Source organism: Paenibacillus dendritiformis, assembly GCF_015845845.1.
Lineage (GTDB): Bacteria > Bacillota > Bacilli > Paenibacillales > Paenibacillaceae > Paenibacillus_B > Paenibacillus_B dendritiformis_C.
The window spans coordinates 26,978-41,379 of the sequence record NZ_LDIG01000153.1 but is presented as its reverse complement, the minus strand read 5'-3'; the positions used below and the strand labels follow the sequence as shown (position 1 = coordinate 41,379).

Here is a 14,402-nt window from a genome sequence, read left to right as displayed (position 1 = left end):
TTTTATGATATCAGCAGAAAATGAATGAGTGTTCATTCATTCGTGATTCACATTTTAGCACCGAGGTGATTCCATGGCAAGTCAGAAAAAAGAAAAATATTCCCAAATCCTCGAAGCTGCGGTCAAAGTATTCGCCGAACACGGATTTCACCGTTCGCAAGTTTCCAGGATTGCGAAAACGGCCGGAGTCGCTGACGGTACGATCTATCTTTATTTCAAGCGAAAGGAGGATATCCTTATTTCTTTGTTCCGCGAGAAGCTTGGCGAGCTGATCGGCAAGTTTCACGCGAGCCTCGAAGAAACGACCGGAGCCAAGGAAGCGCTGCGCAAAGTGTGTGAAATTCATTTTACCGAACTGGGGAACAACCCGGACCTTGCCTTCGTCACCCAAATCGAGCTGAGACAAAGCTCGCTCGAGCTCCGCAAAGAAATCGGAAAGATCATTAAGCCATACATTGTGCTCATTGAAAAAATTATCGTGCAAGGCATCGAAGAGAAAGTGTTCCGCGCCGATCTCGACGTCAAGCTTACCCGCCTGCTTATCTTCGGCTCCATGGACGAAGTCGTGACGTCCTGGCTTATTTCCGGGCAGAAATATTCGCTCATCGGCCAGTTGGATGGTATGGTAGGCTTCTTCCTCAAAGGGCTGGAGGCCTAAGTTTTTTAGAGGGTATGAAAAAGTCAGGTTTTCAACCTTTCGATTCTGAAAACCGCACTTTTTGAACTTTTTGCACCATCAAATCAATACTTATAATTATCCGCCATGGGGAAAAATCGCCACGCGCGCTGCATCCCTTCATCCAGAATTGCACTTTCCACTTTCCTTCATGGTAATCAAGCGAAAGGGGCAATGAACGATGAATATCATCGTATTAGTCAAGCAGACCTTCGATACGGAGGAAAAGATCGTCATCGAAAACGGCAAAGTCATGGACGACGATGTCAAATTCGTGCTTAACCCCTATGACGAGTATGCGGTCGAGGAAGCGATTCGCATCCGCGATGATCAAGGGGGCAAAGTCACTGTCGTCTCCGTGGGGTCCGACCGGGCAACCGAGGCCCTTCGCACCGCGCTCGCCATGGGCGCCGACGAAGCGGTCTTGATCAACGACGAGCGCATCGGCACGGACGAACATGCCGTCGCGCAGGCTTTGGCCGCCTTCGTCGGGACGGAATCCGCCGATCTCGTGCTGGGGGGCAACTTCTCGGTCGATAACGGCGCGGGCCAAGTGGCTGTCCGGCTGGCGAAGCTCCTGGGCATTCCGCATGTGTCGGCCATTACGAAGCTGGAGATCGCCGACGGGCGCGCCGTCTGCTCCCGGGATGCCGAAGGAGACACCGAGGTCGTCGAGCTGCCGCTTCCGGCGCTGTTCACGGCCCAGCAAGGGCTGAACGAGCCGCGCTACCCTTCGCTGCAGGGCATTATGAAGGCGAAGAAAAAGCCGCTTCGCGAGATGACGCTGGACGATTTCGGCATCACCGCCGAGGCGCGCACGGCGCAGGCGGAGCTGTTCCTGCCTCCGCAGCGGCAGGCGGGCAAGCTGATCTCCGGCGAGCCGGCGGCGCAGGCGCAGGAGCTGTTCCGGCTATTGCGCACGGAAGCCAAGGTCATATAGACCGGCGTCTTCTGCTAAATTGCCAGTGACAGTACCCTGTTCAAAAAGTTTTTTTGAGCAGACCCATATTCCCGAGGAGGCGGATATACTATGTCCAAAACGATTCTTGTCGTAGCCGAGACGAAAGGCGGCGTTCTCCGGCAGGTATCCTATGAAGCGATCAGCGCGGCCCGCATGGCCGCAGGCGATGGCGGCACCGTGGACGCAGCCGTGATAGGGGCGGACGCCGCGCGCCATGCAGCCGACCTGGCCCCATATGGCGTGGATCATATTTATACCGTAGAGCATTCCGCTCTTATTCATTATCATCCGGAAGCTTATTTTGCGGCGCTGCAGGCCGTCGTGCAGGAAGCGAAGCCGGATGGCGTATTCTTCGGCCATACCGCGCAGGGCAAAGATTTGGCTCCGCAATTGGCCGCCGCATTAGGCGCGGGACAGATCTCCGATGTCATCGCCATTGAGGCGGACGGCAGCGGCGAGCTGTTATTCACTCGCCCTCTGTATGCAGGCAAAGCGATGGAGAAGAAAAAGTTCCTGGCGGGACCATGGATTGTCACCATCCGTCCAAATAATATCCAGCCGCCGGCAGCCGAAGCCGGCCGGACCGCCCCGGTATCGGCCATCGCGTACCCCGAGCCGCCGCTGGCAGCCGTCATTCGCGAGGTGGTGCAGAATACGGCTGGCAAGATGGATTTAAGCGAAGCGAAAATTATTGTCTCCGGCGGCCGGGGCGTCCGCAACGCGGACGGCTTCAAGCCGCTGGAGGAGCTGGCCGAGGTGCTGGGAGGCGCCGTCGGCGCCTCCCGCGGCGCCTGCGATGCGGGCTATTGCGATTACGCGCTGCAGATCGGCCAGACCGGCAAGGTCGTTACGCCGGAGTTGTACATCGCCTGCGGCATCAGCGGCGCGATCCAGCATGTGGCCGGCATGAGCCAATCGCGTGTCATCATCGCGATTAACAAGGATCCGGAAGCGCCGATCTTCCAGATCGCCGACTATGGCATCGTCGGCGATCTGTTCGAGGTCGTGCCGCTTCTGACCGAGCAGTTCAAGCAGGCGCTGCAGGCGTAGCGCAGCAACTAAGGGGCATTCGAGCCGGCACGATGCGGCTGGAATGCCCCTCTTATGATTGAAAGATGTACTGCTGTACTATCCGCAGCGCCTTGGCAGCAGCTGCTTTGTGTCCTGAATCGCTAGCCCTTGCTATTTTCCCAGTCCGTAACCGAGGGCTGTCTTTGCCCCCAAGCCATATTCGCTTAGCGTCGTCGAGACCATCTCACGCACTTTGCTTCTCTCTTCCTCTGAAAGCCGCCCCTCCGCAGCGCCAATGAAAATCGAAAACTTCGTTTTCGTTACCGCCGGAATGAGGATAGGGACGGGAGATATCGCGTCCGTTGGCTGATTCGCCCCTTTGGTTTCATAATAGTCTTTGAAATGCGGCGTCTGCACGTCGAGAACGATCGTGTAAGATGTCGTAGGAAACGCATCGAAAAAAATGAGTTGTCCGGCCGATGCGGACAGATCATTATCTGTTCCCGTGCCAAAGCATCTCACAAACAGATCATCCTTCAGCGCTTCGCTTTCATTGCCTTGATGCTCCTCTTGTATCCAGCAATGGCGAACGGCTCCCTTCAAGGAACTGCTCGGGATATAAGGAATCCCGTAGACGGGATGAAGCGTCATCAGCAATATATTGCTATAGGGCGACAGCGCTCCGATGCCCAGCAACAGTTTGTCGGCAGGCTCATATTGCAATTGGATCCCACTGGGAAACTGTATCACAAACCGCTTCATCCGGCTACGAAGAGACTTCAGGATAGACTCAATGGTCTGATCGCCACGCGATTGAAATCCGTTCCGCAAAGCATAATATCCATACGGTTCAATGGCGATCTCTCCCTTATTCGTTATTTTTTTGCGAGGCAACCGATAGAGACTCAAGAACAGGTTATCGATTTTTGCATTTTTAATATATTCCTCTGTATCCTTTGGAAGAAACCCTTTGCCAACATTATGGTTTTCATCTTTACGCTTTTCATCTTTATGACTTTTATGATTCCGGTTATTCGACTGATCCCTCGTCACCTTCAATCATCCCTTCTGCAAAGCGTTTCATCCACATCACCAGACTCATCGTTTCTCGCGTCATCCGTTTATAGCCGTCTCTCGATTGTTCGGTAATGGCCTTCATTAAGTCCGGGTTTCGATCCGCGATCATCCCTTGTCTCCACAACCACTGAGAGAGCGCTGCATACACTGCTCGGTGATGATTGTCTGCATCCTTCCCGTCTTTTTTGTTGCTTTTGGAAAATAAAAATCCGACTGCAGCTCCGAATCCGTTCGTATGTATCAAGGTCGGCAACGCCCGAATGAGTGCCCGATACTCCTTGGCATACTTCTTTTTCGCAGCCAGGCTTACTTTCTCATAGGCAAACAGCGCTCTGCCGTTTTCCAATTTATTGGACACCTGCCCCACCTCCGGTTACAAGCCGGCATGCGACAAAGCCCTTCCCTAAAGTCTGATTGGCTCCGATCTGGAATGTCGGCGGAATGCATTTTTCCAATTCTGCGTCAATTTCCTCAGCCTTTTTGCGTGGCGGTACAACCGCCTCTTCGGCTTGCAGGCGCCCGTGTTGGGGTTGATACGCGTCCGCGATGAAGAGCAGGCTGTACAGGACGCTTTCGGACGGCAAGTACTCTTCATTAAAAAGAGCCCCACCTCGTACCGTACCTGATGTATTATCAATCTTAATCCGAGTGATGACCTCGGTTGACATGCGGACAAAATCGGAAAAGTCATCATCCGGCACCACAATCGCATTGGTCTTTAGCCGATCCCGGAGCAACTCATTACATGGCATGACCTTCAACAACCGATCCAAGAAAGCTCCAAAAGGCGCCTCATCCCCGTCCTCCTCCGTAACATCGTAAACATATTCCTCCAACATCACGGTCTTTTTGTTCTTGTCTTCCAGCATCAAGGCGCTTCCCTTTGCCACGAGGGGACAAGGCGTTAACGCAAAACGCTGCGCCAATTCGCCGAGCCCCGCCAATTCCATATCATCGAAAAAACGGCGAAGCACCATCGGGCAGGTGACAAAGGCGAACACCCCTTTGGCTGAACGAACCGGGAAAAACAACAAGCGGGCGTCCGAGAAGGCGACAGCCGACGCGACCCTGTTTTCCTCTCTTTTTTCCGTATCGTCTGAACCAAATATTTGATCCATCGTACTGTTCTCGACGCTATGCCGGGCAACACTTCTCAGGCTTCCTTTTAGACTGGATGCTTCGATCTTGGGAAAACCAGTGTGCCCTTCTCGTTGAATGGGCAAATCCACGACACTTAACTCGCTGCCTCCGCCGACATGCATGGAAGTCAACACGTTCAGAAACATGGCTTTCTTTATTTTGTACACGGTATCATGCCTCCTTGTTCTTCTCCAATTCTTCCAATCAGACTGTATCCGAAGCCTCTGTCGCAATAGCGCAGCCGATCCCAGTTATCGTAGACAAACCCCAAGTTTTCCCGATAATCGCTAATACATTTTTGATGAAAAAGTTTGTTCGCATCCTCGAAGGTTCCATCTACAATTTGAAAGAAATAAACGCTCCCGGCCGGAACCGCATAGCGCATTTCCCGAGGCTTCGACTTGAACTTGCCGTTATGCTCGAAAGTTCCGAAGCCGCCAACAGGCACATACCTGCCAACCGCAGCACTGAGCAGCCGCACCCGGATCCGGCGTTTTTTATAGGCAAACCACCCTTCCATCGTGGCCGGATCAATCCACCACGGAAGCCATCCCTGCTTAAAAATAGCCGGCGTAGCCAGGTAGAGCTTGAACAACCGTCCCGTATCCGCGACCGGGGGAAGAGAAAAACGCTGTTCTATCGGATAGAGGCTGGCCGTTTTCGATTCGCCGCCTATTTTAATAACCGTCGGTTGACTTATCGACAGTCCTTCGGCCTCCACGACGAGACTGCACTTGCGATTCTGTTGGTCTGCGGGCCGCACCTTGTGAATGGAATACCATCTCCGATCACGAGCGGCGCCTGACGCAGGATCGATCTGAATTCCGATATGGCGTTCATCATGAATATAATCGGCAAGGGCTTGAACGGAGCAATTCCACTCATTCCCTTCCAGATAAGCTTGCAGCTCATTTTCGCTTATATATCCCCCGCCCCGAGGAGCGACTTCCTTCGAACCGGAAGGTTCTGCCGATAAACCCCATTCCAGAGGAGCGCTGCCTATCGGCGCTGGAGTCAGTCGCAACAGCTTTAGCAACAATTTCGAGCCCTCTTGCTTCCATACGACACTATCCAATGGCCTTGGGAACAGGAATTGATTCCCCGCCATTAATCCGCTGAAGCCAATCTTGATTCGCCTTGCGGCATTCTGATCGCTTCGGTCCAGGGACAGTCCCCCTATGCGCAAAGCTCCCGCATAGACGGATGGCAAAGGAGGAAATGCGCTTGATGCTGCATGATTCAGCCCTGCGTCAAAAGGTGCGCCATTTCGAAAAAACAGCGTATCTACCGCATCGATGGCATATAACATGGATCCACCTCCCGTGATAAAAATGCCGTCATTTGCAACACCGGGATAAAGCGGGAAATGTTGGCGCCGAACGCCTGATACAGCGCATAAAATCGTTCCGTATGCTGATCGCGCTCATCCCGTCCCATGCCCGGATTGGCACGCTGATACGCTTGCCGAATCAGCACCCGAACGACAGCATCCAGAGGGTGCTCGTCCTTGTCTTGCAACCGGGCGAGCATTCTGGATAAGTTATGGATGAACGCTTTGGAATCCTGCTTGTTCGTTATCGCGGCCAGCGCATGTTGCAAAACTTGCAGGTTTTCCCCTTTCTCGCCAAACTTATTTTTGATCGTTACATTTTCTCCACTGCGCTTCATCAGTTCAATCGCAAACGCATTTTTGGCCGCCGTACAGGCATCGTTGGACGACGCACACGAATCCTTATCCTCATCAATCCCCTTAGCCAGCGATTCCAGTTCTCCCGTTCGGGCAAGAACCTCCTGAAGCGGCTGCATAAGATGGGCAATGGCAATGCCCGCCGAAAACGTTAAAGGCTTCGGGTGGCCCAAAGGAGCCCTTACCTGAAGAGAAAACTCCTCGCGCAATTTCAATAGCGCGGAGAATAGCGTATCCAAAGGAAGGAAGCCTAAAAAATCTTCGCCGCCTGCATAGATGCATATGCCGCGATGCTCGGCAATGATTGCCCTGACATTGGAAGCAAAATGACTGATATCCTGACTCAACTGCCGATGCGCAGCTCTATCCGCATAATCCTGGTACAATCTGCCCATGCCGTCGCCGTCAAATTTAACGAGAGCATAGTAGGGACTGATGCGGTACTGGTTATGTATTTCGCGGTATAACTTTAGTGCGATGTCGATACTGTCCGGACTGTATTCTTCGGTGGAAAGCGTCTGCCCATTTTGCAGATCAAAAAGCGCTTCCGATGCTTCATCCTTCAACCGTGCCAGCTTGTCCGCGTAAGACGAACCCAGTCGGCTGTGCAGAAGCATATAAGCGACCGATGAGATGTTCAACCGATATCCGCTTAATGCCGCCTTCTCCCCGGCTTCAGGCTCAGTCAACAGATGCAGCATTCGCTTGACGAACGCAATGGCCGACAGGCCTTCCCCCGGTTTTAGCGCATACATGCAAGCCGGAACGCTGGACACGTCCACTGCATGATCCGGCACTACAAAATCAGGAAGCTTGCCTTCTCTTGTTCTCTTAATAAAAATGGCATTGTATTCCGGATAAATCGCGCATTTGCGGCCGTAAAGCTCGTTGCTTTGCGTAAAGACGCGCAATCTTTTGATGCTATTCATGCTCTGGATCAACTGCTTATAAGATGATTCATACCGTTCAAGCGGTTCAAACACCCAATAAACTTCCAGAAACCGTTCTAATTGCTCTAGCGCCCAGCGATTCGGCGTCACGCCCGCCCTGCGAAAAACATCTCTGCAAATGTCCATGAAACGATCCTGGACGTTCCGGGCAAGCATTCGTCCGAGCTTCTTTTGCTCCTCTGGACCGTAGCCCTTCACAATAGCAACAAGTCGATTCGGTATATTCGTATCCTTGTGACGGGAGGGAAAAATGATGTCCACATCTTCGCTCTGCTTGTCCAGCTCCTCTATCGCCCCGGATAGCAGATAAGATAGCAGGAAGCTTCCCGCATACAGATCCCTTGTTTTTCTGGATTGCTCGATCAATGATTTTACCGGACCGATCGTGAACAAAAACAATGCGTCGCTCAATATTCTCCCCCCTCGATAATTGAGATGAATGTATCGCGCTCTTTATAATCGGTATCAAAAACATCGTTTTTCTGATCGTCTTTCTGATAGATGGCCCTGACATACGTATACACCGGCAGCAGTATCTGATCGGCGGTTCGCGTTACACTGACAATGACAGAGGAAGCGAATCGTGACGTCCCGGCGGCAAATCCTGTAGCGAATCTCTTCTTGTGCGGCTTAAGTTTAAGCTCATTTATGCGATGAGTATGAGTTGCTCCGTCCACAACTCCCAGAAATTTATCTATGTCCTTGATTTCCTTGCCAAGGATAATTTTTTCGATGACAGGGCGGCAGAACCCGTTCAGATCGACCGTTTCAGCCGTTTCTATTGTATGATCGTCCATGACTCGATAGGGAAAATAGCCGCAAGCCGCACTGTTGGTGATGCCTGCTTTGTGGTTCCAATTGTTCAGTTTCTTGGCAATCCAAGTCAGCAACTGGTCCTTGGGGACACTATGTTGATGATGTTCATCGAGCGCGACACAACCTCTCCCTCGGCGGGTTCGCTTGCCCATTCCTCCCAATACAAGAGACAGGGCTATCCATTCCTCATATTCCTTGATATTCGTTTTTTGCCCTGTTCGAATTACAAGCTGAAAGGTGGTATCGCGCAGGAAACCGTCCTGCTTATTTTTTCTATGTAACAAAAAATCTTGGCTAATCACCGGCAGCGTTGGTGGTTTGAACTGCAGCCGAACGGGAGAAGCAACTTTTTCAGCGTTGCCAAAATATTTCGATTCCAACTCATACAATTCCTCTGTATCCGGCTCAAGAATCGCCGCTCTGAACATGTAACGCATAAGGCCCTTCAATTCGGTAGGCCGCAATTCGGCACGCTGGTTCCCATAGCTGAACATGGGACTGATAATCGTACAATTCAAAGTGCATGTCTTCATGGAGCAGCCTCCCCAACGCCTGCCTTGGTAGCCATCCATGTGTTCTTGTTAAACAAATCCACATACGCTTTGTGCGGAAACAGCATAGGATTATTGATCAGCATCAGAAGCTGGTTAAGCTGGAAGTTGAACGACAACAACGAGACTTCCTGTTGATTGCCAGCAAAAACCCGATATTCATCCAGGGAATAGTTTGTTCTCCGTTTTTGTTCACTCGACTCGTTCTCGAACCCTGTTCCTTCATTAACCAAGCTATCTTTCACTTCGGGATCACTATGGTTCAATGAATTAAACCATTCCTTTAGCGTGCATAGCTCATCATTACGATGGATCGAGATGCGGCAATGCTCCTTATCAGCCCGCAAGGCAAAATCGAACAGCCCGGCATTTTTAGGCTGCTCTTCGCCCATATAACAATAAACAAGCAACGGTCTTGTACCTGTTTGGGTTGATTTATGTTCAAGATTTTCGGTGGCGATATAACTATGCATTCTCGCAATGGCATTGCGGGACGTCTTCAGATCTGTCATGCTCTCTTTCCATTTTTTCAAATTGTCATAGTTAGCCGATAAACTTTTGCACTCAACTGCTACCGCAACCGCTTCAATCGGAACAAATTTTAATTTCCCCTTGCGAAAAATATAGGGCGTATACGTTTCATCAAAGATGGCAAGATCGACCTCATTCGACACTTGTCCAAACGAGTCAATAATAAACACAGATTGTTCAACAACAAATTTGCGGGGAACGACCTGCTGGAAAAACTCCTTCCATATTTCCTCACGAAATCCCCCAATTGAACTTCCATGCTGATGCTTGAAAAATAATTGACTCACCATGGAACGCTCGGTTTCGACATAGTTGTGAATAATGTCGTTTATCGTTTTGATCTCCGTTTCGGGTTTACGGCGTTCTACTTCGGTTGGCATCCTTCTTCCTCCCATTCACACCTGAAATTAACTTATCAAACAATATTATAATACCATATTGTGGAGAGAGTGAGAGTTATAATTGTAAAAATTTCGCTAAATTGTGACATATGAAAGAGTGAAGGAACATAAGGCTTAAAAAATAGTCGGGAGAGAAGGAACCGATAACGTGAAACGTTGAGATTCGACAAGTTCCGCACACAATGGAGGGAGAGGAGGGAAGCATCCAAGAAATGCGAAAAATCAACTAATTCAAGGTTGGGAAATAGCTGCGGATAAGTCGTCGTTCCGCAGCGAACGAACCCATCCCGCTGGGGATGGGTTGGGGCACAGGGTATTCAACGCGATATAAGAAATATTCCTTATAGGCACGGATAAGGAACCAAGGAAATAAAGCGATCACAAAAGCAGGAGAACTGGAAAGATTCTTGCTCTACGGCTCTCGCCATAGATCCCCATGATTCCCGCTTCATCCCTTCATCCCTTAAACCCATATCATTTCAAAACAACGATTTTGTACCAAGCGATTAGAAATAAACATCGTCAAGTCAGTTTAGCAGGGATTTACTTAGAATGTGACATTTTTCCCCTTCACGGTGCTTCAACAGCGTTTAAAGAATAATCCACGCATCCGCGTAGGATGCGACGCAACGTGAACTGGACAAGCTTCAGCGCGACGATATTTCAATCCACGCATCCGCGTAGGATGCGACGGCGAGAATACTACATCGAAAATAGGCTTGAGGCGATTTCAATCCACGCATCCGCGTAGGATGCGACTGCAGCGGGAACGGTACCTTGCTGGGCGTAAAGAATTTCAATCCACGCATCCGCGTAGGATGCGACATCCATCCACATTCGGAGGGACCGGCAGCGGACGAATTTCAATCCACGCATCCGCGTAGGATGCGACGCACATCGCCCCATACCAGTTTGTCATAGCAGGTATTTCAATCCACGCATCCGCGTAGGATGCGACCCTAATCCGGTATTTATCGATACCGAGGGATCAAATTTCAATCCACGCATCCGCGTAGGATGCGACTGGGCAGGGTTCTATTTCCATACCATTTGGGGCCGATTTCAATCCACGCATCCGCGTAGGATGCGACGGCATTGGCTAATTTTCCCGTGCCGGAGCCCAGAAATTTCAATCCACGCATCCGCGTAGGATGCGACTAAAATATGATATTGAGCAAATTCCGTCCAGAAAATTTCAATCCACGCATCCGCGTAGGATGCGACGCTGCCTTTCCAGACCTTGCCCTTCAGGTTCCCATTTCAATCCACGCATCCGCGTAGGATGCGACGCAAAGGAGGGCGTTGGGATCAAGGTTGCAAACGGATTTCAATCCACGCATCCGCGTAGGATGCGACCCTATTCGACGAGTCGACCTACGAGAAAAAGGAGCCATTTCAATCCACGCATCCGCGTAGGATGCGACTACCAAGCGCGGTCTCCATCTTTTTGCCGAGCTGAAATTTCAATCCACGCATCCGCGTAGGATGCGACTGGCCCTGTTGGTTGGGGCATTACGGCGCTGGGGATTTCAATCCACGCATCCGCGTAGGATGCGACCCTTCGGCGTCAGTTTATTGACGAGATGATTAATTTCAATCCACGCATCCGCGTAGGATGCGACACTCATCTATCACCGGGCGCAGATGCTCATTGATATTTCAATCCACGCATCCGCGTAGGATGCGACGATGGTTGCTTGCATGATCGGATTCCTCCTTGCAGATTTCAATCCACGCATCCGCGTAGGATGCGACGAAAAGTGCTTGTGAATCGACGTATCCGTTCTGACATTTCAATCCACGCATCCGCGTAGGATGCGACTGGACGCCTCGATTGTATTCCCGGAGCTGGCTCACGATTTCAATCCACGCATCCGCGTAGGATGCGACTAAAATTCGTGCTGTGCGTTGATCGTCTCGACGCTATTTCAATCCACGCATCCGCGTAGGATGCGACGAGATCCGGACGGTAGGAACCGTGACGCTTACCACATTTCAATCCACGCATCCGCGTAGGATGCGACCCGCCCGGTACTTCTCGGCGGTGGCCGGGCTCAGCTATTTCAATCCACGCATCCGCGTAGGATGCGACGCGGGCGTACGCGGGGAGGATGTAATAGATGTACGATTTCAATCCACGCATCCGCGTAGGATGCGACACTACTTGAAATAGGATGGAGGAAACAATCGATGATTTCAATCCACGCATCCGCGTAGGATGCGACGGGGGTTGGAATGAAACGCTTCTCGACCAAATGATTTCAATCCACGCATCCGCGTAGGATGCGACAACGTGTACCCAGTCATCACCGGATATAGATGGCATTTCAATCCACGCATCCGCGTAGGATGCGACGCCCAGCAACACGCTCTCGACGGTATCATGAGCGTGATTTCAATCCACGCATCCGCGTAGGATGCGACATTTGTCCACCATTTACATGTTCCCCCTCAAATATTTCAATCCACGCATCCGCGTAGGATGCGACGCGCATCGTCGCTCATCCGTGCGGCCAGCCCAGCCGATTTCAATCCACGCATCCGCGTAGGATGCGACGGGAGTTGAAGGTTATCCGATTGAGCGAGCGACGATTTCAATCCACGCATCCGCGTAGGATGCGACCTTCTTGCAGAAGGTTTCATTGTCCAGATACTATTTCAATCCACGCATCCGCGTAGGATGCGACAATATTAGTGTAAGGTAATTCAGTTAGAAGGGACATTTCAATCCACGCATCCGCGTAGGATGCGACTACGCTTTCGCGCTTGGGGAGGTAATCATAGAAGATTTCAATCCACGCATCCGCGTAGGATGCGACTAAAGATCCGGGGGCGAGCGGAAACGGCGTTGTGATTTCAATCCACGCATCCGCGTAGGATGCGACGGCTAAATCGCCGTAAATCTTGCGGTAAAAACAAGCATTTCAATCCACGCATCCGCGTAGGATGCGACCATCATCTGGCGAGGCACGCGCTCGAACGACGCGCATTTCAATCCACGCATCCGCGTAGGATGCGACTCCATCCTGCCTTCAAAAAACAAAAGCCCGGATTGATTTCAATCCACGCATCCGCGTAGGATGCGACACGACCGACTTGTGCAGATCGACTACATCTTGTGATTTCAATCCACGCATCCGCGTAGGATGCGACTTGTCGTGATTGATCCGTTTTATTATCTCGATTACATTTCAATCCACGCATCCGCGTAGGATGCGACAGCGAAAAATAACACAAAACACACCAAAAAAGCCGTTTGATGGTTGAAAACTTCGAGAAAACAAATCAGTTTAGCTTCAATAAACCAGAATAAATTAACTTTATTGGATAATATTTTAATAAATCTGGTGCGAATCTCCCGGGGATTTCATGTGCACTTCACATTCGCACCTGTCGTTAATGCACTGTCGTTCTTATTTCGTGTTTGGGCATCCCCTCTTCACTCTAGTTGGCTGCCTTACCATTCCTTTGCCCAATATATCACAGGCAAACAGAGTATTCCAACTAATCGGCCTGACTGACTCAAGAAGAGAGCAAGGGATCACGGGACGAGCATGGTGTGGTTGCGCGGATTGAGCAAATTTCAATCCACGCATCCACATAGGATGCGACCTAAACTGGTGTATAAAGCGGCGTGCGGGATGATCATTTCAATCCACGCATCCACATAGGATGCGACAGCGGGAATGTTCATCGGTGGTATCCACACAAGATTTCAATCCACGCATCCACATAGGATGCGACGCTCTTTATCGTCCATCTCGTCACCTCCCGATATTTCAATCCACGCATCCACATAGGATGCGACCGACATGCCTCTTCACCTCCCCTCGCGCAAACTATTTCAATCCACGCATCCACATAGGATGCGACATTAATTGTCGGTTGCTTAGACTCAACAAAAGATTTATTTCAATCCACGCATCCACATAGGATGCGACGCTGTATTCGTCGGATATGTCGGCTGCCATGGAGTTGATTTCAATCCACGCATCCACATAGGATGCGACACTTCGTGCTGCTTTGCATTCCCCTTAGCAGCTCCAATTTCAATCCACGCATCCACATAGGATGCGACGGGTTCCAGTTGAGCGACAGCCGATCGACACTCCCGATTTCAATCCACGCATCCACATAGGATGCGACGAGATGATGGTCAGTAATTTTTTCATCCGGTTGTATTTCAATCCACGCATCCACATAGGATGCGACCAGCCGGCCTCATGGAGCGTATCACACTGCTGACATTTCAATCCACGCATCCACATAGGATGCGACACGCGACGATATTAAAGACCTGGCCGCGCGCACGATTTCAATCCACGCATCCACATAGGATGCGACCGATAACGTCAACGCGAAAATTGAGCAGCAAAAGGCATTTCAATCCACGCATCCACATAGGATGCGACGATTATATCCGAAATATCAACGCCAAGCACTTCGCATTTCAATCCACGCATCCACATAGGATGCGACGCGAATGGTGCGAGAAACAGACACAACGCATCAAATTTCAATCCACGCATCCACATAGGATGCGACCGAATCGGTAATATCCGTAGCTTTCCGGGAAGAAATTTCAATCCACGCATCCACAT

The 14,402-nt window shown here is 50.8% G+C and carries 10 protein-coding genes and 2 CRISPR repeat arrays (1 of these 12 cut by a window edge); of the genes, 3 read left to right on the top strand and 7 right to left on the bottom strand.

The window, feature by feature from the left end; translation table 11 throughout:
* The first annotated feature begins 73 nt into the window (after positions 1-73).
* From ABD76_RS15080 to ABD76_RS15070, 3 genes are all read left to right on the top strand, one after another.
* Complete coding sequence (locus ABD76_RS15080) at positions 74-658, top strand: TetR/AcrR family transcriptional regulator (RefSeq protein ID WP_111153158.1); 585 nt, start codon at positions 74-76, stop codon at positions 656-658.
* Positions 659-857: 199 nt separating this feature from the next.
* Positions 858-1,616, top strand: coding sequence for an electron transfer flavoprotein subunit beta/FixA family protein (locus tag ABD76_RS15075; protein WP_197258087.1), 759 nt, complete (start codon positions 858-860; stop codon positions 1,614-1,616).
* 90 nt (positions 1,617-1,706) lie between these two features.
* Positions 1,707-2,687, top strand: coding sequence for an electron transfer flavoprotein subunit alpha/FixB family protein (locus tag ABD76_RS15070; protein WP_197258086.1), 981 nt, complete (start codon positions 1,707-1,709; stop codon positions 2,685-2,687).
* Between the two features lie 132 nt (positions 2,688-2,819).
* Here the strand turns inward: ABD76_RS15070 and cmr6 are convergent, their stop codons facing one another.
* From cmr6 to ABD76_RS15035, 7 genes are all read right to left on the bottom strand, one after another.
* Positions 2,820-3,398 carry a type III-B CRISPR module RAMP protein Cmr6 gene (gene cmr6, locus ABD76_RS15065; protein WP_197258085.1) on the bottom strand — a complete coding sequence of 193 codons (579 nt, stop codon included), beginning with the start codon at positions 3,396-3,398 and terminating at the stop codon, positions 2,820-2,822.
* Between the two features lie 280 nt (positions 3,399-3,678).
* Positions 3,679-4,083 (bottom strand): type III-B CRISPR module-associated protein Cmr5, encoded by a 405-nt coding sequence (gene cmr5 / locus ABD76_RS15060; RefSeq protein WP_197258084.1) that lies wholly within the window; start codon positions 4,081-4,083, stop codon positions 3,679-3,681.
* A complete protein-coding gene (cmr4, locus tag ABD76_RS15055; RefSeq protein ID WP_338125127.1) occupies positions 4,073-5,032 on the bottom strand; it encodes a type III-B CRISPR module RAMP protein Cmr4 in 960 nt (319 codons plus the stop codon). Before cmr4 ends, cmr5 begins: the two co-directional genes overlap by 11 nt.
* Entirely contained in the window at positions 5,020-6,174 is a 1,155-nt protein-coding gene (locus tag ABD76_RS15050; protein WP_197258083.1) for a type III-B CRISPR module-associated Cmr3 family protein, read from the bottom strand. Before ABD76_RS15050 ends, cmr4 begins: the two co-directional genes overlap by 13 nt.
* Entirely contained in the window at positions 6,150-7,913 is a 1,764-nt protein-coding gene (gene cas10 / locus ABD76_RS15045; protein WP_197258082.1) for a type III-B CRISPR-associated protein Cas10/Cmr2, read from the bottom strand. Before cas10 ends, ABD76_RS15050 begins: the two co-directional genes overlap by 25 nt.
* Positions 7,910-8,851 carry a type III-B CRISPR module RAMP protein Cmr1 gene (gene cmr1, locus ABD76_RS15040; protein WP_197258081.1) on the bottom strand — a complete coding sequence of 314 codons (942 nt, stop codon included), beginning with the start codon at positions 8,849-8,851 and terminating at the stop codon, positions 7,910-7,912. The genes cas10 and cmr1 overlap by 4 nt, the downstream gene beginning before the upstream one ends.
* On the bottom strand, positions 8,848-9,780 hold the full coding sequence (locus tag ABD76_RS15035) for a DUF6602 domain-containing protein (RefSeq protein WP_197258080.1): 933 nt from the start codon (positions 9,778-9,780) through the stop codon (positions 8,848-8,850). The genes cmr1 and ABD76_RS15035 overlap by 4 nt, the downstream gene beginning before the upstream one ends.
* Before the next feature lie 615 nt (positions 9,781-10,395).
* A CRISPR array of direct repeats spans positions 10,396-13,021; the repeat unit is 32 nt; unit sequence ATTTCAATCCACGCATCCGCGTAGGATGCGAC.
* Between the two features lie 359 nt (positions 13,022-13,380).
* Positions 13,381-14,402: direct repeats of the CRISPR family, unit length 32 nt (it continues 1,203 nt past the right edge of the window).